The following is an 18,337-nucleotide window of genomic DNA, read 5'->3' on the forward strand; positions in this document are numbered from 1 at the left end:
CAAACGACACACGACCATCATGCAAAACATTACACCGGCGCAATTGGCCCAGTGGCTCGCTGACGGGGAGCGCGGCCAACCCACGCTTCTCGACGTGCGTGAAGATTGGGAGGTGCAGACCTGCCGCATCGCCGAGAGCCGGAACGTACCGCTTGGCGACGTGCCCGCCCGTCTGACGGAACTCGACGCCGAAGCGCCGATCGTGTGCATCTGCCATCACGGCATGCGCAGCGCTCGCGCCGCGATGTTCCTGGAACAACAAGGCTTTACCCAACTGTTTAATCTGGACGGCGGAATCGATGCCTGGGCGCGCCAGGTCGACCCGTCGATGCCGACCTACTGAACCTGCGCGACGTCAGTCCTGCGGGACGGCAAGGCCCGCGTCGAGCCAACGCCCCAGCGCGGTGACGGTACGCGCGGTCGCGCCCTGATGCTGTTTCGCGAACAACATGGCGGCCGTGCGCATCGCGAGCCGCCGGTCGTCGTCGACCAGCAACTCGGCCAGTGCCGTCGCAAGGTCACCGGCGTCGCTCACCCGTCGCGCGGCGCCCGCCGTCAATGCGTTCTCGCTGGCCTGCGTGAAATTGAACATGTGCGGACCGAAGACGACCGGCGTGCCCGCCGCACAGGCTTCGATCAGGTTCTGACCGCCCAGCGGCAGCAGGCTGCCGCCAATGAACGCGACGTCCGCCGCCGAGAAATACGCGGCCATCTCCCCCATCGAATCGCCGAGAACCACATCGACATCCGCGGGCAGCGACGTGTCGTCGTCAGCCCATGTGCTGCGACGAACGTAGTGAATTCGCACTCGATCCAGCATCTCGGCCACCTCGTCGAAGCGCTGTGGATGTCGCGGCACGAGCACCAGCAACGAACGCCGCCCCACCTCCGAGGACGCCGCCAACATGGCGCGCGCCTGAAGCACCAGCGACTCCTCGCCGTCGCGCGTACTCGCGGCCAGCCAGACCTTGCGCTCGCCGAAACGCTCGCGCCAGCGCGCCCCCAGCGCAAGCTGCGCGGGCGGTGGCGTCATGTCGAACTTGAGGTTGCCCATCACGTCGACGTCGTTCGCGCCCAGCATGCGCAAACGTTCGGCATCGGCATCGCTCTGCGCAAACACGCGGCTGAATCCGCCGAAGACAGGCTTGGCCGCATCGCCGAAGCGCGCTGCACGCCGGAACGAGCGCGCCGACATCCGCGCGTTGGTCAGCACCAGCGGCACGCCGCGCTCGCGGCAGGTGAAGATCAGATTCGGCCAGACTTCCGTCTCCATGACCACGCCGACACTCGGCCGCCATTGCTTCAGGAAGCGTTGGATCGGCCCGACCATGTCGTACGGCAGATAGCAGCGCAGCACGCGATCGCCGAACAGCGTCTCCCCGGTCGCGCGTCCGGTGGGCGTCATGTGCGTGAGCAGGATGCCGTGCGATGGATAGCGCTCGAGCAGTGCATCGATGAGCGGCTGCGCGGCGCGCGTCTCGCCAACGGAGACGGCGTGCACCCAGATCAGCGGGCGACCGGTGTAGGGCGGCGCGTCGTAAAACCCGAAGCGTTCGCCGATGTGACGACGGTATCCGGGCTCGAAGCGGCCGCGCCACCATAGCCGCACCACGGCCAGCGGCGCGACGATCCACCAGAGCGCGCGATAGACGAGACGCAGCAACATTCAGATGAGCGCCCGATGCGTGAGACGTTGCAAAACCGCCAGCGGCGAGCACTCGGGGTGCACCATCGCTTCGGCGGGAAGGAAGAAGGTCTGCTCCATCATGAACTGGCCCGACATCACCGCATGCGACGTCTGGTCCGAGAAGCAGATCCACACACTGCCCGGCGGGAACGGCATGGTCTGCTGTTCGGCGTCGCGCTGGTAGTCCATGTCGGCTTTCATGCCGTCGTGCAGATGCAGCATGATGTGGTCGTAGCCGCTGCGTTCACGCTTGGTGATGCCTACCGCGTTCTGCAACCAAGCGGAGCCCGGCCATTGGGTAGGCACTTTCGGCAGGAAGCGTTTGGCCACCGTTTCGAACGGCTCGCCCACACGCCAGACGCGCGGCTGCCCTGCCGGGTTGACATTGGTGAACACGCGCAGAATGCGCTCGCCGTAGTTCGGGCGCGACGGAAAGGCGTCGACGTGCAGTCGGCTGTCGTCCTTGCGCCACGACGTCTGGCGCGTTTCAACGCGATGCAGACGCAGGCTCGTGGGCGCCGCGCGCAACTTGCCGCGATACTCGGGCAACAGACCGTCGATCAGGCTGCACGCCTGCGTGTAGTAACGCTTGACCAGCGCATGGACGGCGCGCTGCGTGCTGTCGTCGGCGGCCACGCCGACCAGCACGTCGGACTTGGGATCGAGGCTGATGTTCTTGCGCTTCGGATCGGCAATGGCCGGATCGAGCAGGCGCTGCTCCGCGGCATCGATCGCGAAGGCCAGGTGCGGGAAATACAGCACCTTGCCGGCCTCGACATCGGCCACCAGCGTCTCGCGCGGCACCGACAGTTGCCCTGCCTGCCAGTCGCCGGATTCCACGGTAACGATCTGGCCGCTTTCATTCATTTGGCTCATGCGCTTCGGTCCTCCCGGGGCGCGCCGTCGCCGCTCGGCACAGGCCGCAGCGACGGTGCGAGCTGGCGCACGGCGTCGCGGACTTGCGCGAGCGTTGGCTTGTGCGCGGCGTCGCCAAGATTGACAATGCGCGGCGACCAGAATCCGCCGGTGCGCCACGCGGTGCTGAAATTGTATAACTCGATGGTGGGACGGTTCAGTGCTGCGGCAATATGCACCAGCCCCGTATCCACGCCAACGGTGATCGCGCCGCGATCGATGAGGCCAACGACCTGCGACAGATTCATCTTCGGCGGCACCCAGGCGTCGTCACCCAGCGCGGTGGCCAGTCGCAGCGAGACCTCGCGCTCCGCCGCACTGCCCCACGGCAATACGATCCGCAACCCTTGCGACGCCAGATCGCGACCCAGCGCAATCCAGTCGTCTTCCGGCCACGTTTTGTCGTCGCGCGACGTGGCGTGCACGAACACCGCATACGGATAGTCCGGACACTGGCTGTGGTCGGCGCGCTCGGTGGCAATGCCGAAGTCGATCTCGTCGGTTACCTTGAACCCCATCGCTTCGGCCACCAGCAGCCGCGAGCGCGTAACCACATGCGTGTGCGGCTCGATGCGCACGGTATGCCGGTAGAGGTAACGCACCGGCCACTCGTAGCTGGCCCCTTCGGTCCGGTTGCCCAACCCCCACACGGCGCCGCGTGCCGTGCGCGCGATCCAGCCAGTCTTGATCAGACCCTGCGTGTCGATCACGTAGTCGTAAGGGGTTTCGCGCAAGGCGCGGCGAAAGGCGCCGATCTCCTGCCACGTGCGTGCGGCGAGCGGCTGCTTGCGCCAGCGGCGCAACGCGAAAGGAATGACCCGGCGCACCCCGCGCACGAGTTTGACGAGGTCGACGAAGCCCTCTTCCACCACCCAGTCGATCTGGGCGTCGGGATGGTGGCGCACAATGTCCTGCACCACGGGCATGTTATGGACGACGTCGCCGAGCGACGAGACTTTGACGATCAGAACCTGCAACCGCACGCCCCGGCGGTTCGGCCGGGCCTCGTGAGCAAAACCGCGATTTTACCCCGACCCGGCCCGCCGAACAGCGTTGATTGCGCCGTTCTTGCAGCGGTCCCCTTACGGCGTATCTTGTGGCGTCCACTCGACGCCCATCAGGTATCCCTTAAGACGTCCCGCGCCGGTTGCCCGGCGCTGGGACCCCCAGGCCTCGCCTCAGAACGGCAGCTTGGCGTCGGGTTTCACGGCCAGGATGGCGCGGCGGAAGTCGTCTTGAATGCGCGCGATGGCCGCATCGCTGTCGGCCTCGAAGCGCAGCACGACGACCGGCGTGGTGTTCGACGAACGGGCCAGACCGAAACCATCCGCATATTCGACACGCACGCCGTCGATCTTGACGATGTCCCGCGCTCCGTCGAACTTGGCGGTCTCGCGCAGCTTGTCGATCAACGCGAAGTTCTCGCCTTCGGCCAGCGGGATCTGCAGCTCGGGCGTCGAAATCGAGTTGGGCAGCGCATTGAGCACCGCGCTCGGATCGGCTGCCTTCGACAGGATTTCAAGCAGACGCGCGCCCGTGTACAGGCCGTCGTCGAAACCGTACCAGCGGTCCTTGAAGAACACGTGGCCGCTCATCTCGCCCGCGAGCGGTGCGCCCGTCTCCTTGAGCTTGGCCTTGACCAGCGAGTGCCCTGTCTTCCACATCAGCGGCTCGCCGCCGTGCTTTTGCACCCAATCCGCGAGGTTGCGGGTGCACTTCACGTCGTAGATGATCTTCTCGCCCGGATGGCGGCTCAGCACCTCGGCGGCGAAGAGCATCAACTGGCGATCCGGATAGATGATCTGACCGTCCTTGGTGACTACGCCGAGACGGTCGCCGTCGCCGTCGAACGCGAGGCCGATCTCGGCATCGGTCGTCTGCAGCGTGCGGATCAGATCCTGGAGGTTCTCCGGATGGGCGGGATCCGGGTGATGGTTCGGGAACGTGCCGTCGACCTCGCAGAACAGCTCGATGACATCGCAGCCGAGCATCTGGAACAGCGCCGGGGCGTAAGCGCCCGCCACACCGTTGCCGCAGTCCACCGCGATCTTCATCGGACGCGCCAGATGCACGTCGCCCGCGATGCGCGCGCGATACGACTCACCGATCTCGTCGGCCGTGTACGTGCCCTGCCCCGTCTCGAAGTCCTGCTGGCCGATCAGCGTGGCGAGGTCCTGAATGGCATCGCCGTAGATCGCCCGACCGCGCAAGACCATCTTGAAACCGTTGTAGTCGGGCGGGTTGTGGCTACCCGTGACCATGATGCCGGAGTCGACGATGCGGCCATGCAGTGTGACGTTCGTCGCGAAATACACCATCGGCGTAACGACGACGCCGATATCGACCACATCGACACCGGCGGCGCGCAGGCCGTCTGAGAGCGCGCCGACCAGTTCGGGTCCGGACAGACGGCCGTCGCGACCGACCACGACCGCGTTGCCGCCTTCGCGACGCACCGCCGTGCCGAACGCGCGTCCGATCAGGTGCGCGACGTTGGCATCCAGGGTCTTGCCGACGATACCGCGGATGTCGTATGCCTTGAAAATCGCAGGTGAAACTTGCGTGGTTTGCGTCATGGGGGAGGATCTCTCGGAAGCGAGGGAAAAAGTCGTCATCCGACGCGAGGGGCCGGGCGTATCGCCTGGGCGAACCCATACGTAACGGAAATGTCGAGGGGCGTCGGCCGGAAAGCCAGCGCCGAGCGCGCAGCAAACGCGAAATCCCGGCAGGAAGACCGGCCGGGATCGGCTGCATTACGCTAAAATTATACGGGACTTCGCCGCACTGCGGCATTTCCCTCCAAACCCTTGTCAGCGATCGCCTACAATCAGTGTCCGCGCATCGTGACAAGCGTGTGACGCCCCCAGCACCGGCCTTGCGAGGCCGGTTTTGCTTATCTTGACTTGAGAACGAGTGAGCCGCGCGAGCGCCACATGCCCTATCGCACCATCATTCGCAACATCCTCTGGATGCTGACCGAGCGCGGCGCGCAGATCGTCGGTGGCATCGCCGTCTCCGGCCTACTGGCACGCAGTCTCGGCGCCGCGCAGTTCGGCCTGTTTCAGTACGCGCAATCGCTCGTGTTCCTCGCCGCGTCCCTCACGCTGTTGTGCGGCAGCGAGGTCGTGGTGCCGCGACTGGTCGGCAAGACCGAGGCGGAGCAACGCACGGTCATCGCCCATGCTTTCGTGCTGCGCCTGGCCGCTGCGGCCGTCGCCTACGCAGCGTTGGCCATCTACGTCATCGGGTTTGCCGAGTCCGAGCTGGTCGCCATTGCCCTCTGGCTCGGCGTGGCGCTCTGGTTCCGCGAGCCTGCGGGCATTGTCATCGCATGGTTGCAGGCACGCACGTTCAACCGGCCGAGCGTCGCGGCCAACCTCTGCGGGCTCGGCGTCAAACTCGCCCTCGTGGCGCTCCTGTTCGTGACGCACGCGGGCGTTGCCGCGTTCGCGGTCGTCTACGCTGTCGAGGCCGTCGTGGCCGCCGCGTTGCTGGTTCGGTATTACTTCAAGCATTCGCCGAAGACGCCTGTGATCTGGCGGCGCACGTTGCTGGTCGACCTGCTCTCGAGCGGCATGACGTTCTGGGGCGGCCTGATGCTCATGATCCTCTTCAAGCGTATCGACCAGCTTGTGCTCAAGCCGCTCATCCCGCTCGCGGAACTCGGCGCGTATGCCGCCGCCATGCAGATCACGGAAAACTTCGTGCTCGTGGCGCCGATCATCGCGAATTCGCTCGCGCCGCAACTGATCTTTCAGACGTTCGACAACGCCACCGCGAGACGCAATACCGTGCGTGCCGTGTGGCTGATGGTCGCCGCCGGCGCTTGCCTGGCGATGCCGATAGCGCTGCTGGCGCCCTGGATCGTGCACCTGATCTATGGCGCCGGGTTCGCGGAGTCGGCGCAAATTCTTCGCGTCTCGGCGCTCATGGGGATTCTGGTGTTCGCCGACGCCGCCCTGAACCTCACGCTGATTCGTCGCGGCGCCGGACGCTGGGTCATCGCGAAGTGGCTATGTGCGGCCGTGGTGGCCTTTACAGTCGTGCGCGGCCTGGCCCCGCATTTCGGAGCGCTCGCCGGCGCATTTGGCTACGGCGCGGGGTATGCGGCCGCGCTGGTGCTCGGCGTCTGGTTGCTCCGGCGAGACTGATGCGATGACGCCGTCTCATTCCCCGAACAACCACGTCGACCGTACCCTCTGCCTGTTCACGGGTACGCTCGCGGCCTTCGCCGGCGCCGAACGCGCGACGGCCACGCTCGCGAACGCGCTTGCGGCGCGCGGGCATCGCGTGCACGTGCTGTCGTTGTGGGGCCATACGCCCGTCTTCCCGTTGGCGCCCGGTGTCGCGCACCACGCGATGTTCGCCGAGCGCTTGGCGTTCAAGCATCACTACATGTCCATCGTTCGGCAGGTGCGGCGCTACGTGCGCGAGCAAGCCATCGATGTGCTGATCGACGTCGACCCGATGCTCGCGCTCTACACCGTGCCCGCCACGATCGGACTGCCGCTGCAACGCATCGCCTGGGAGCACAGCACCTATGCCAGCGACCTCGGCCGACGCGCCCGCCGATGGGCGCGTGCGCTGGCGGCACGTCGGTACGACGCCGTGGTCGTGCTCACTGACGCCGACCGCGACGCGTGGCGAATGCATCATCCCCACGCCCGGGCGCAGTTCGTCACGCTTCCCAATCCGCTGGGCCTTGCGATCCCGGACGCGCCTCCCGAGCCCAGCAGCGAGGGCGGCATTCTCGCCGTCGGGCGCCTGGTTCCGGAGAAGGGCTTCGACCGCCTGATCGACGCTTGGGCGCGTATCGCCCGCGACGCCCCGGGCTGGCAGGTGCGTATTGTGGGCGATGGCCCGCTGCGCGACGCGCTGCTCGCGCAAGCGCGCGACACCGGGGTCGGCGACAGCGTGCAGGTGCTGCCCGCCGTGGCCGACATCGCGCAGCACTATGCGCGGGCGGCGATCTACTGTCTCCCGTCGCGACGTGAAAGTTTCGGACTCGTGTTAATTGAAGCCAAGGCGTATGCGGTGCCCATCGTGGCCTACGCTGCCGATGCGGGGCCCCGCGCGCTGTTGCATGACCAGGTCGACAGTCTGATCATTGACGACGGCGATATCGAGGGGTTGGCTGGCGGGCTCAAACGGCTGATCGGCGACGCCTCCCTGCGACGCAGACTTGGCCTGGCGGGCTACGCCCACGCGCGGGACTTCGGCGCGGATGCCATTGCGGCGCATTGGGAAGCGCTATGGGCCGAGGGCGATTCGACACCGCGGAGCGCGCGATGAAGATTGTCCTGTTCGTCACCGGTCTGCAATTGGGGGGAGCGGAAACGCAGGTGGCCGATCTCGCCCGGGGTTTCCTCGCGCGCGGGCATGATGTCGCACTCATCTCGCTCACGGGCACGTGTGCCATCGCCTTGCCGGAATCGCCGCGGCTCACGCTCATTGAATTGAAGGCGGGCAAGACGCCGTGGTCCCTCGCGTGTGCGTTGCGAAGCCTCGTCGCGCACCTGCGCGCGTGGCAGCCCGACGTCGTGCACGCCCACATGGTGCATGCCAACCTGTTGGCTCGCATGGCTCGGTGGTTTGCCCCGGTGCCGGTGCTGGTGACGAGCGCGCACAGCCGCAATGAAGGCGGACGTCTGCGGATGCTGGCCTATCGGCTGACGGATCGGTGGACGGATTTGACGACGAACGTCAGCGACGACGCGGTGGCCGCCTTCGTTGCGCAACGCGCCGCGCCGGCGGAACGTATCGTGAGCGTGCCCAATGGCATCGACACGGATCGCTACCGTCCCGATGAGCAGGTTCGGTCGCAGTGGCGCGCGGCCATGCCCACGTTGCCCTCGACGGCGACGCTCATCGTCTTCGCGGCGGGCCGGATGGTGGAAGCGAAGGACTATCCGACGCTGATCGACGCGTTCTCGCACGTGCGCCTGGCGGTGCCCGAAGCACGCCTCGCGATCGCCGGAGACGGGCCGCTACGCGGTGCTATGCAGGCGCTCGTGGACGCACGCGGGCTGGCCCATGCGATTACGCTGCTCGGGCGTAGCAACGACATCGCGCAATGGATGTGTGCCGCGGACGTCTACGCGATGTCGTCCGCCTGGGAAGGATTGCCGCTCGTGATTGGCGAGGCGATGGCCAGCGGCTTGCCCGTCGTGTCGACTGACTGCGGGGGGGTGCGTGAACTCCTCGGCACCGTTTCGGGCAACACGCTCGTGCCAGTAGGCAATGCGCAGGCGCTCGGCGACGCCCTGATTCGCCACCTGCGCGCCGGCGCGAGCGCGCGTCACGCGACCGGCGTCGCCAATCGCGAGCGCATCATCACCCATTACTCCCTCGATGCGGTCGTGGCGCGCTGGATCGCGGTCTATGCGCGTCTGCGCGAAACGCGTCGCAACCGCTCCTGATTACACCACGACCCTGTCAATGACATCGCCCGTCCTGCTCTGCTCCAACACCTTCTGGTCGATCTACAACTTCCGGCGTGGCCCGATTGCCGCGCTGCTGGCGGCGGGTCATCCGGTGCACGTCGCGGCGCCAGACGATGCGTTCGCCACGCAGCTCGCCGAAATGGGCTGCGTCGTCCATCGCGTCCCGATGGCCGCCAAGGGACAAAATCCGCTGCAGGATCTCGGGCTGATGTGGCGGCTCTTTTGTCTTTACCGGCAAGTTCGTCCGGCGGTGATCTTCCACTACACGATCAAACCGAACATCTACGGATCGATCGCCGCACGCCTTGCCCATATTCCGTGCGTGTCGATGACCACGGGGCTCGGATACGTCTTCATTCGCGAATCGCTGACCACGAGGCTGGCGCGACAGCTCTACCGCGTCGCGTTTCGTCATACGCTCGAGAATTGGTTTCTCAACGCCGAAGACCATCGGGCGTTTGTCGAAGGCGGACTTGTTGCGATCGGCAAAACCCGGTTGCTGCCGGGAGAGGGTGTCGATCTCGCTCACTTCGCCAAGGCGCCGTGGCCGACATCGAACTCGCCCGCCGACGCTCCGCCCGAACCAATGCGCTTTCTCCTCATCGCCCGTCTGCTTCGCGACAAGGGCGTGCTGGAGTATGTGGAGGCCGCGCGTGCCCTACGCGCCGAGATGCCGCACCTGACCTTTCAAATGCTCGGCGCGACCGATGTCGAGAATCCCTCGGCCGTCACACGCAGCGAGGTCGACGCTTGGCAGCGCGAAGGCGTCGTCGAGTATCTCGGCACGACCCGCGACGTCCGGCCCATCATTGCGAATGCGCATTGCGTGGTACTGCCGTCGTACCGTGAGGGCCTCTCGCGCACCTTACTCGAAGCCAGCGCGATGGGGCGACCGCTCGTCGCGAGCGATGTGCCGGGTTGCCGCGACGTGATCAACGATGGGGTGACCGGCCGGCTCGTGCGTGCACGCGACGCCGCCGCACTGACCGCCTGCCTGCGGGACATGGCCCAGATACCCGCGCGCCAGCTCGTCCGGATGGGCGATGCCGGGCGTGCTAAAGTAGCGCGCGAATTCGACGAACATGTCGTCATTGCAGAGTATTTTCGGATTCTCGGATCCCTCCCCGCATCATGCTGAGTCTCGCCATCGCCCTGCTCGTGTCGTTCATCGCGACGCTCCTGATCGTCCGCTATGCGCACGTTCACGCCCGCTTCTCCGGCGATAGCGATGTTGCCGGCGTGCAGAAGTTTCACGTGCGTCCGGTGCCGCGCATCGGCGGCGTCGGCATTCTGGCGGGCCTGATCGTGGCCGCCACGGCGCTCGGTTTCTCGTATCCCGTCGTCTCGCGCAATATCCTCCTGCTCGTTGCCTGCGGCCTGCCCGCATTCTTCTCCGGCTTTGTCGAAGACCTGACCAAGAAAGTGACGCCGACGGTGCGTCTCATCTGCACGATGTTCGCCGCGCTGCTGGCCTGGCTTCTGCTCGACATCCATATCACGCGCATCGACATCGGCTTGGCCGACCGCGCGCTGATGCTCGCCGCCGTGTCGGTACCACTCACCGTGCTATGCGTGGCCGGCATGGCCAATGCCGTCAACATCATCGACGGGTTCAACGGGCTCGCCGCAATGGTCGCGATGATCATGTTCGCCTCGCTCGGCTATGTCGGGTTTCAGGTGCAAGACCCCGTTGTGCTCACTACCTCAATGATCATGGTGGGCGCGATCCTCGGGTTCTTCATCTTCAATTTTCCCGGCGGACTGATCTTTCTCGGCGATGGCGGTGCGTATTTCATCGGCTTCATGCTGGCCGAAATTGCCGTGTTGTTGGTCATGCGCAACCCGCAGGTGTCGCCGTGGTACCCGGCACTGATGGTGATTTACCCCGCCTTTGAGGTCTGTTTCTCAATCTATCGCAAGCGCTTCGTGCGCGGTATGTCGCCCGGCATTCCCGATGGCGTGCACCTGCACATGCTCGTCTACAAGCGGCTGATGCGTTGGGCCGTCGGCGCCCGCACGGCAAGCGCGCTGACGCAACGCAACTCCTTGACGTCTCCGTACCTCTGGCTGCTATGCTTGCTGGCAGTGATCCCGGCGACGGTGTTCTGGCGACACAGTCTGGTGCTCGCACTGTGCTGCGTCGCCTTCATGGTGACGTATGTCTGGCTGTATCTGCGCATCGTTCGCTTCAAAGCACCCCGCTGGCTGATTTTCAAAAAGTGAACGCCCCAAGGGCAACGCATCGCAGACGCGAAGCCGCGGCACCCGCCATCCCCATGATCGGGACAACTAGACAGACGAGACAGCGCCACCTCCGCCATGCGTGACATCTATGCTATCGGCGACCTGCAGGGTTGCCAGACGTCGTTTGAACAACTGCTCGCGCACCTGCCTCAGGACGCGGATCTCTGGCTGGCAGGCGACCTCGTCAATCGCGGGCCGCGCTCGCTCGATACGTTGCGCCAGGTCATCGCGCTGGGCGATCGCGTCACGGCCGTGCTCGGCAATCACGATCTTCATCTGCTGGCCGTGGCGGCCGGTGTGCGCCAGACCCACGGCAGCGACACCCTCGACGACATTCTCAAGGCCCCCGACCGCGACGCCCTCATCGACTGGGTACGCCATCGACCGCTCGCGCATTTCGCACAGGGTCATCTGATGGTGCATGCCGGCGTGCTCCCACAATGGGACGCCGCGCAGGTCATCACGCTCGCTCGCGACGTGGAGCGGCAGTTGCGTGGCCCGGACTGGAGAACGTTCCTGTCGCGCATGTTCGGCAATCAGCCCGATCGGTGGCAAGACGATCTGAGCGACGAAGACCGTCAACGTCTCACGATCAACGCCCTCACACGCATGCGCTTTTGCACAGCGGACGGGCGCATCGACTTCAAGATCAAGGAAGGGGCCGACGCGGCCACGGACGAGTTGAAGCCCTGGTTCGACACGCCGAACCGTCGCACAGCCAATGTCACGGTGGCGTTCGGTCACTGGTCCGCGCTCGGACTGGTCATGCGCGACAATCTGCTCGCGCTCGATACGGGCTGCGTCTGGGGCGGGCAGTTATCCGCGGTGAAGCTCGCCAGCGCGCCCGCCGCGCGCGAGCTGGTTCAGGTCGACTGCCCGCAGATTCGCGATCCGCTTGCACTGGCTGACGACAAGACGCGCGACAAGGTCAAAAAGGTGGACAGGACCCAAGACGCGCCCAAGGCCGCGAAAGCCGAGAAGTCCGATAGAGGCGCCGTAGGCAAAATCGGAAAGGTTGGAAAGGTGGAGAGGGCTGGGAAATCGGCGAAAGCGGACAAAGCTGAGAAGCGCAAAGGCCATTGATTGATCGCGCGTGGGCGACGTCTTGCGGCCCGTCTCGTGAGTGACGTCTGCGTCGCTACGGTCATCGCCCTGACGAACGATAACGGCGCCCACGGGCGCCGTTTTTTGTGTCGCGCGACACGCGTCAGACCTGAACGGCCCGCACCGTATCGTCGTCTTCGTCACCCAATGCCGAGTCACGCGAGCCGACCGAGCCGCTCTGCGGCAACACTGCCTCGGGCAGAAACCCTTGCAAGGCATCGCCAACCGCCCGCTGCGCGCCGAGCGCAAACTCGCGACGGTGCTGACCGTCTTGCGGATGCTGCGGTTCGCCCACCGACAAGCGCACCGTCATGGGCGGCGCGCGCAGAATCATGTCGATGGACTCGATCAGACTCGTTTCGCCGATATACGCCGGCGCCATCGTATGGCGCCCGCTCTCGGCATCGGTATAGAACAGACACAGCGGCTGCACCGGCCTGGAAGTAGCCACCGGCGCTTGCAGCAGATTGGCGTGGAACGGCAACAAGCTTCGACCGTCCGTGGTCGTGCCTTCGGGGAAGACGGTGATGATGTCCCCATCGCGCAGGCAATCGGACAGGTAATGCATGATGCGGCGGGCGTCGGCACGGCGCTCACGTTGCAGGAAGATGGTGCGCGTCTGCACGCACAGCCAGCCGACCAACGGCCAGTGGCGAATCTCGGCCTTGGCGACAAACCGCACCGGCTGCCACGCATTGATCGCGAAGATGTCGATCCACGACACGTGGTTGCACAGCAGCATCACGCCGCTGTCCGGCAACGGTGCCCGCTGCTCGACTTCGAGACGCATGCCGCACAGCTTCAACAGCTTTTGCGACCATGCGCGTATGCGACGATGCTTCGCCGCTTCCGACAGGAACGGGAAAAACAGCAGCGCGGTCAGCAGACCGCGTGTGAGGTGCAAGCCAAGACGAATTTTTTTGATTAGCAGCACGACAATCGCATCCTAGACGGCGAGGGTTTCGTGCGCCACGTGGCCACCCACCAGCGTGAGACCTACACGACCCGGCACTTCGTAACCCAGAAACGGCGTGTTGTGGCCGGCACTGCGCATCTGCTGCGCGGACACCGTCCAGTGTGCCGACGGTGCAAACACACATAGGTCTGCCGGTTGTCCCGGCGCAAGCCGGCCCGCCCCCGGGGCCACCGTCGCAACCCGCTGTCCCGGCCCGTACGTCACCCGCGCCAGCGCATCGACCAGCGGCACGCGCGACTCGTCGGCCCACTTCAACACCAGCGACAGGAGCAACTCCACGCCGCTCGCGCCCGGCTCGGCTTCGGCAAACGGGACGAGGCGTGCGTCGACCGCCAGCGGCGTATGGTCCGAGCAAATGGCATCGACCGTGCCGTCGCGCGCGGCGTCGCGGATGGCCTCTCGGTCACGTTGCCCTCGCAGTGGCGGATCGAGTCGATACTGAGCATCAAAATAGCCGATGTCCATATCGCTCAGATGGAGATGATGCGCGGCGACGTCGCACGTCACCGGCAACCCTTCGGCCTTGGCCGAGCGCACGAGCGCCAGCCCCGCCGCGGACGACAGACGGCACAGATGCACGCGCGTGCCCGTCACACGTACGAGTTCCAGAATCGTGTGCAACGCGATGGTCTCGGCCGCCACCGGAATGCCCGCCAGTCCGAGACGAGAGGCAACGGCACCGCTGGCCGCCACGCCGCCGGCCGCCAGCGCGGCGTCCTGCGGGCGCAACCAGACAGTCAGCCCAAACGTGCCCGCGTACTGCATCGCGCGCAACAAGGTGCGGTTGTCCGTGATCGACGCGTTGGCCTGCGACAGTCCGATGCAGCCCGCTCGCGCCAACTGCGCCATTTCCGTGAGTTCTCGGCCGGCAAGTCCCACCGTCAAGGCGCCCAGCGGATGCACCTGCGCATGGTGCACGGCACGGGCGCGCAACTGTAGCATTTCGACGAGATCCGGCGCGTCGAGCACAGGGTTGGTATCGGGTGGGCAAACGACGCGCGTGACCCCGCCAGCCAGCGCCGCCGCGGCTTCGCTGGCCGCCGTCATGCGACGTGCCGCCAAATCGACCAGCCCGGGCATGACCGCCAGCCCCGTCACGTCGAAGGTTCGGTCAGCGACGAAGTCGGCCGGCGGCATGCCCAGCGCAGCAATGCTGCCCGCCGCGATGAAGACGTCCTGGACACGATCGGTTCGGGTCGAGGGATCGATGACGCGGCCGCCCTTCAGATGCAGTTTCATGGCGCCCTCACCCGTGCGTTGCGGCAACGATACTCATCGCCGCCATGCGCACGGCAATGCCGAACGATACTTGTTCGAGAATGACCGACTGCGGACCGTCCGCAACCGCCGAATCGATTTCCACACCGCGGTTCATCGGTCCGGGATGCATGACGATGGCGTCGGGTTTGGCCAAAGCGAGACGCGCTGGCGTCAAGCCGTAATATTTGAAATACTCGGCCGCCGACGGCAGCAACGCGCCGCTCATTCGCTCGTTTTGTAGCCGCAGCATGATGATGACGTCGACGTCGCGCAGCCCTTCATCCATGTCGTGGAATACGCGCACGCCGAGTTGCTCTAGGCCCTCGGGCAACAGCGTGCGCGGCCCGATGGCGCGCACTTCCGGCACGCCCAGCGTGGTGAGCGCGTGAATGTCGGAGCGCGCCACGCGCGAATGCAGAATGTCACCGACGATCGCTACCGTCAGATTCTGAAATTCGCCCTTGTGATGACGAATCGTGTACATGTCGAGCAAGCCTTGCGTCGGGTGCGCGTGACGCCCGTCGCCGGCGTTGATGACATGCACGTGCGGCGCACAATGCTCCGCGATCAGGTAAGGTGCGCCCGATTGGGCGTGACGCACGACGAACAGATCCGCGTGCATGGCCGACAGGTTGCCGATGGTGTCGAGCAGCGTTTCGCCCTTGCTCGTCGAGGACGCATTGATATTCAGATTCAGCACATCGGCCGACAGACGCGCAGCGGCAATCTCGAACGTCGTGCGCGTACGTGTCGAATTCTCGAAGAAGAGATTGAAGACCGACTTGCCGCGTAGCAGCGGCACCTTCTTCACATCGGCATCGTTCACGCCGACGAACTGCGTGGCGGTGTCGAGAATGTGCATCAATACGGCGCGCGGCAGCCCTTCCACCGTCAGCAAATGCTTCAGCTCACCGTTGCGGTTTAGCTGCGGGTGGCCGCGCCGGCCCAGGATTCCGTTAGCCATGCAGGGGCTCCGGGGCGAGTCGGCGTTGCGTGGCGTCGCATTGGCGGCGCGCGGGCGGAATGCCGCTCGGGATATCAGACAGGAACATGCTCGTCGAAATATTGCTGAAGGATGATGCGAGCGGCCTCGGCGTCGAGCGATGTCTTTTGCGAAACCTTGACGCCCGCCTCGGCCAGCGCCGCGGCGGCAGCGACCGATGAGTAACGCTCGTCGACCCACACGACCGGCACGTTGAATCGTCCGTTGAGTTGGTTGCCGAAGCGCTTGGCTTGCTGGGTCATCTCGTGCGGCGTGCCGTCCGGATGGCACGGCAGCCCGACGACGATGAGTTCGGGTTCCCATTCGGCGATGAGCCTACCGGTCTCGGCGAACCGGACTTCACGATTGAGATTGGCCACGACGGTCAATGCGCTGGCCTCGCGCAACATCAGATTGCCGATGGCGACCCCGATTCGGCGCTCGCCGTAATCGAAGGCGAGGACCGTGGCACTGCCAGCCGTCATGCGTGACCCGCGTCGGCGGACAGCATCGACGAGGTAACGCCCAGCAACGCCAACGCAGCATCGAAGCGCTCGGCCGGCGGCACGTCGAACACGATGCCCGGATCCGCTGCGACCGTCAGCCAGCCGTTGCGGCCGATCTCGTCTTCCAGCTGCCCGGCGCCCCAACCCGAATGTCCCAGCGTCAGCAGGAAACGATGCGGTCCCTGACCATTCGCGACGGCTTCGAGCACGTCTTTCGAGGTTGTCATTTCGAGACCGCCCGGCACCGACAGCGAGGAGCTATAGGGCGCGCCGGTCGACTCATGCAGCACGAAGCCGCGCTCGGTCTGCACCGGCCCGCCGAAAAACACTGGCTGATGCGCGAGGGGATCGATTTCCAGCTTGAGATCGAGCCGCTCGAAGAGCGACTGCAGATCGATGTCGGTGGGACGATTGATGACCAGCCCGATCGCCCCTTTTTCGCTGTGTTCACACAGGTACACGACGGTACCGGAAAACGTCGGATCGGCCATGCCCGGCATGGCGATGAGGAATTGATTCGTGAGGTTGATACGGTCGTTCGGCATAGGGCCAAAGTTTATCGGAAGCTGTTTGACGGTCTGCTGCCCGGGTGTTGCCTTGCGCAGCGGGTGCTGCGGGTCAGCAGACGAACTTTTTCCGCATCGTGATACGGCCATCAGCTGCCAATGGCAGCCTTTGCGCCGACTTTATCACGGAACGTTGCGCCCGGTGACGAGCCGCTGTCCGAATACGCTGGCGTCCAGCGCACGCTCGCGCCACATCGCCATTTCCGCGATCAGGTCGGGCCGCGACTCCGGATAAGTATCGGCGGCAAACTGATGCAGCATGCCGCGCAACGCCTTGACCGTCATCGCCAGCGCCGCCGGCCCCCCTGGCTCCGCCGGCGGCGAGGCGGCAAGCCGCTCGCCGGTGGCCGCCACCGCCGCCGCGAGCCGCGCGACCGGTGCCAGCCCGATGCCCGCCGAGTATTGCGCCACCTTCGCCGCCACCGCCGGATCGTTCAGATTGGGCAGCGCCTCGTCCGCCAGGCTCAGGAACGTCTGGCAGACGTCCTGCCGTACCGCCAGCGGCCCAATGCGCAGCCAATCGCGCGAACTGCTTCCCGTGCCCTGCTTCTGCCCGACCTGTGCGGCATCGACCAGCGGTTCGGGCAGATGGCCGGGATGTCGCAGTACGCCGAAATCGGTCAGCAGCGCGCCCAGCCAGCGATCCGGGGCTTGTGCATGCCACGTGGCGAGCGCCTCGAGCAGATCGTGGCCGGGAATGGCCTCGTTCACGCCCTTTGCGCCGACGCCCGCCGTGGCAGACGAAGGCGTTGCGGCAGGGGCCCCGCCCTCCGGCACAACAGCACGTGTCAATTGCTTGCGTAACGCCATATTCATCCGGCCAATCTGGCGCTTGTCGGCCAGACTCAACGGCGCACGGGCAAATCGCAGCCATGCAGCCGCCAGACGCCAGTAGTCGAGCGGCGCCGTACCCCCCGCACGGTGGAGATCGGCCGCCAGATCAGCCAGTTCACCGAGGGCCGCCGTGGTGTCGGTGGCCTGCGCGTCGGGACGCAGCAGTCGCAACAGCACGCGCTCGACGTCCGCTCGCAACGGTGCCGTGCCCGCCGGCAGACCGTCCAGGCGTGGGTGCGCGGCCGGCCAGCCTGCCATACGAAGCTCACCCAGCGACGGCGCGCCTGGCCAATGCTCGGAAGCGCGAGGGGCATCATCGGCCGCCACAGGGGATGAACCCGATGCCGTCCCCGCCTGCCAGATGTCGCGTTCGAACTGACGCAGGGCATTGCGCTGGGTGTCCTGGCTGGCCGGCTGCCCATAGGCCGCTTCGGCGATCGCCTGCACAAGGCGCTCGCCGTGCAGCGCCCAATCGGCGTGGCCGCTCGACTGGAGCAAACGGTTGGCCCGTCGCAGCGGGCCGAGCGAGGCCGCCGGACCGTTCGACCAGGCGTCGGATGCCTCGGTCAGCGCGTCTGCCACTTCGGGCAAACGCCACAAGGGCGTGTCGCGAGTCTCGCGCGCGGACGTTTGGGGCGTGTTGATGGTGGTGTCGGAAGGCGTTTGCGGCGTCACCATAGGCCATCTCCTGGCCATACGGCCGGTCTTCGTGAATTTGGGCGGGAAGTCCGCTGCGTGACCGTCCCGGCCAAAGGCCGGGCAGATCGTCGAGCGCCATGCCGTAACGACGGCGAAACGGCGATCGGGTACATCAGAGGCA

At 65.7% G+C, this 18,337-nt stretch carries 16 protein-coding genes and 1 pseudogene; 7 read left to right on the forward strand and 10 right to left on the reverse strand.

Annotated elements, in window-relative coordinates; genetic code table 11:
- Nucleotides 1-19: 19 nt before the first annotated feature.
- Nucleotides 20-343 carry a rhodanese-like domain-containing protein gene (locus tag BGP02_RS19180; RefSeq protein WP_017232120.1) on the forward strand — a complete coding sequence of 108 codons (324 nt, stop codon included), beginning with the start codon at nucleotides 20-22 and terminating at the stop codon, nucleotides 341-343.
- A 12-nt stretch (nucleotides 344-355) separates the two neighbouring features.
- On the opposite strand, the gene waaA is transcribed toward BGP02_RS19180, so the two are convergent.
- The 4 genes from waaA to BGP02_RS19200 all read right to left on the reverse strand — a co-directional run bounded on the left by waaA (nucleotide 356) and on the right by BGP02_RS19200 (nucleotide 5,178).
- A complete protein-coding gene (gene waaA / locus BGP02_RS19185) occupies nucleotides 356-1,663 on the reverse strand; it encodes a lipid IV(A) 3-deoxy-D-manno-octulosonic acid transferase (protein WP_261939834.1) in 1,308 nt (435 codons plus the stop codon).
- Nucleotides 1,664-1,666: 3 nt separating this feature from the next.
- The gene (kdoO, locus tag BGP02_RS19190; RefSeq protein ID WP_026131630.1) at nucleotides 1,667-2,554 is read right to left on the reverse strand and encodes a Kdo hydroxylase KdoO; all 888 of its coding nucleotides are present in this window, start codon (nucleotides 2,552-2,554) and stop codon (nucleotides 1,667-1,669) included.
- 5 nt (nucleotides 2,555-2,559) lie between these two features.
- On the reverse strand, nucleotides 2,560-3,528 hold the full coding sequence (waaC, locus tag BGP02_RS19195) for a lipopolysaccharide heptosyltransferase I (protein WP_232424512.1): 969 nt from the start codon (nucleotides 3,526-3,528) through the stop codon (nucleotides 2,560-2,562).
- Between the two features lie 252 nt (nucleotides 3,529-3,780).
- Nucleotides 3,781-5,178, reverse strand: coding sequence for a phosphomannomutase/phosphoglucomutase (locus tag BGP02_RS19200; protein WP_017232124.1), 1,398 nt, complete (start codon nucleotides 5,176-5,178; stop codon nucleotides 3,781-3,783).
- Nucleotides 5,179-5,535: 357 nt separating this feature from the next.
- Between BGP02_RS19200 and BGP02_RS19205 the strand changes: the two genes are divergently transcribed.
- The 6 genes from BGP02_RS19205 to BGP02_RS19230 all read left to right on the forward strand — a co-directional run bounded on the left by BGP02_RS19205 (nucleotide 5,536) and on the right by BGP02_RS19230 (nucleotide 12,372).
- Entirely contained in the window at nucleotides 5,536-6,753 is a 1,218-nt protein-coding gene (locus BGP02_RS19205; RefSeq protein WP_017232125.1) for an oligosaccharide flippase family protein, read from the forward strand.
- 4 nt (nucleotides 6,754-6,757) lie between these two features.
- Nucleotides 6,758-7,894: a glycosyltransferase family 4 protein gene (locus tag BGP02_RS19210; RefSeq protein ID WP_286799013.1), complete on the forward strand. Its 1,137-nt coding sequence runs from the start codon at nucleotides 6,758-6,760 to the stop codon at nucleotides 7,892-7,894.
- On the forward strand, nucleotides 7,891-9,021 hold the full coding sequence (locus tag BGP02_RS19215) for a glycosyltransferase (RefSeq protein WP_017232126.1): 1,131 nt from the start codon (nucleotides 7,891-7,893) through the stop codon (nucleotides 9,019-9,021). The genes BGP02_RS19210 and BGP02_RS19215 overlap by 4 nt, the downstream gene beginning before the upstream one ends.
- 19 nt (nucleotides 9,022-9,040) lie before the next feature.
- Entirely contained in the window at nucleotides 9,041-10,183 is a 1,143-nt protein-coding gene (locus tag BGP02_RS19220; RefSeq protein ID WP_017232127.1) for a glycosyltransferase family 4 protein, read from the forward strand.
- Nucleotides 10,177-11,268, forward strand: a complete 1,092-nt coding sequence (locus BGP02_RS19225; protein WP_286799014.1) for an MraY family glycosyltransferase — start codon at nucleotides 10,177-10,179, stop codon at nucleotides 11,266-11,268. The genes BGP02_RS19220 and BGP02_RS19225 overlap by 7 nt, the downstream gene beginning before the upstream one ends.
- A 96-nt stretch (nucleotides 11,269-11,364) precedes the next feature.
- A complete protein-coding gene (locus BGP02_RS19230) occupies nucleotides 11,365-12,372 on the forward strand; it encodes a symmetrical bis(5'-nucleosyl)-tetraphosphatase (protein WP_315973481.1) in 1,008 nt (335 codons plus the stop codon).
- Nucleotides 12,373-12,496: 124 nt separating this feature from the next.
- On the opposite strand, the gene BGP02_RS19235 is transcribed toward BGP02_RS19230, so the two are convergent.
- The 6 genes and pseudogenes from BGP02_RS19235 to BGP02_RS19260 form a co-directional block, all read right to left on the reverse strand.
- On the reverse strand, nucleotides 12,497-13,327 hold the full coding sequence (locus BGP02_RS19235; protein WP_017232130.1) for a lysophospholipid acyltransferase family protein: 831 nt from the start codon (nucleotides 13,325-13,327) through the stop codon (nucleotides 12,497-12,499).
- 12 nt (nucleotides 13,328-13,339) lie between these two features.
- Nucleotides 13,340-14,608 (reverse strand): dihydroorotase, encoded by a 1,269-nt coding sequence (locus BGP02_RS19240; protein WP_026131631.1) that lies wholly within the window; start codon nucleotides 14,606-14,608, stop codon nucleotides 13,340-13,342.
- A gap of 7 nt (nucleotides 14,609-14,615) precedes the next feature.
- A pseudogene (locus tag BGP02_RS19245) lies at nucleotides 14,616-15,569 on the reverse strand (aspartate carbamoyltransferase catalytic subunit); the annotation flags it as partial.
- A gap of 98 nt (nucleotides 15,570-15,667) precedes the next feature.
- The gene (gene ruvX, locus BGP02_RS19250; protein ID WP_017232133.1) at nucleotides 15,668-16,096 is read right to left on the reverse strand and encodes a Holliday junction resolvase RuvX; all 429 of its coding nucleotides are present in this window, start codon (nucleotides 16,094-16,096) and stop codon (nucleotides 15,668-15,670) included.
- Nucleotides 16,093-16,662, reverse strand: coding sequence for a YqgE/AlgH family protein (locus BGP02_RS19255; RefSeq protein WP_017232134.1), 570 nt, complete (start codon nucleotides 16,660-16,662; stop codon nucleotides 16,093-16,095). The genes ruvX and BGP02_RS19255 overlap by 4 nt, the downstream gene beginning before the upstream one ends.
- Before the next feature lie 144 nt (nucleotides 16,663-16,806).
- Nucleotides 16,807-18,195 carry a hypothetical protein gene (locus BGP02_RS19260; protein ID WP_286799017.1) on the reverse strand — a complete coding sequence of 463 codons (1,389 nt, stop codon included), beginning with the start codon at nucleotides 18,193-18,195 and terminating at the stop codon, nucleotides 16,807-16,809.
- Nucleotides 18,196-18,337 lie beyond the last annotated feature (142 nt).

The sequence above is a fragment of the Pandoraea sp. 64-18 genome (genome assembly GCF_001899225.1).
GTDB classification, from domain to species: domain Bacteria; phylum Pseudomonadota; class Gammaproteobacteria; order Burkholderiales; family Burkholderiaceae; genus Pandoraea; species Pandoraea cepalis.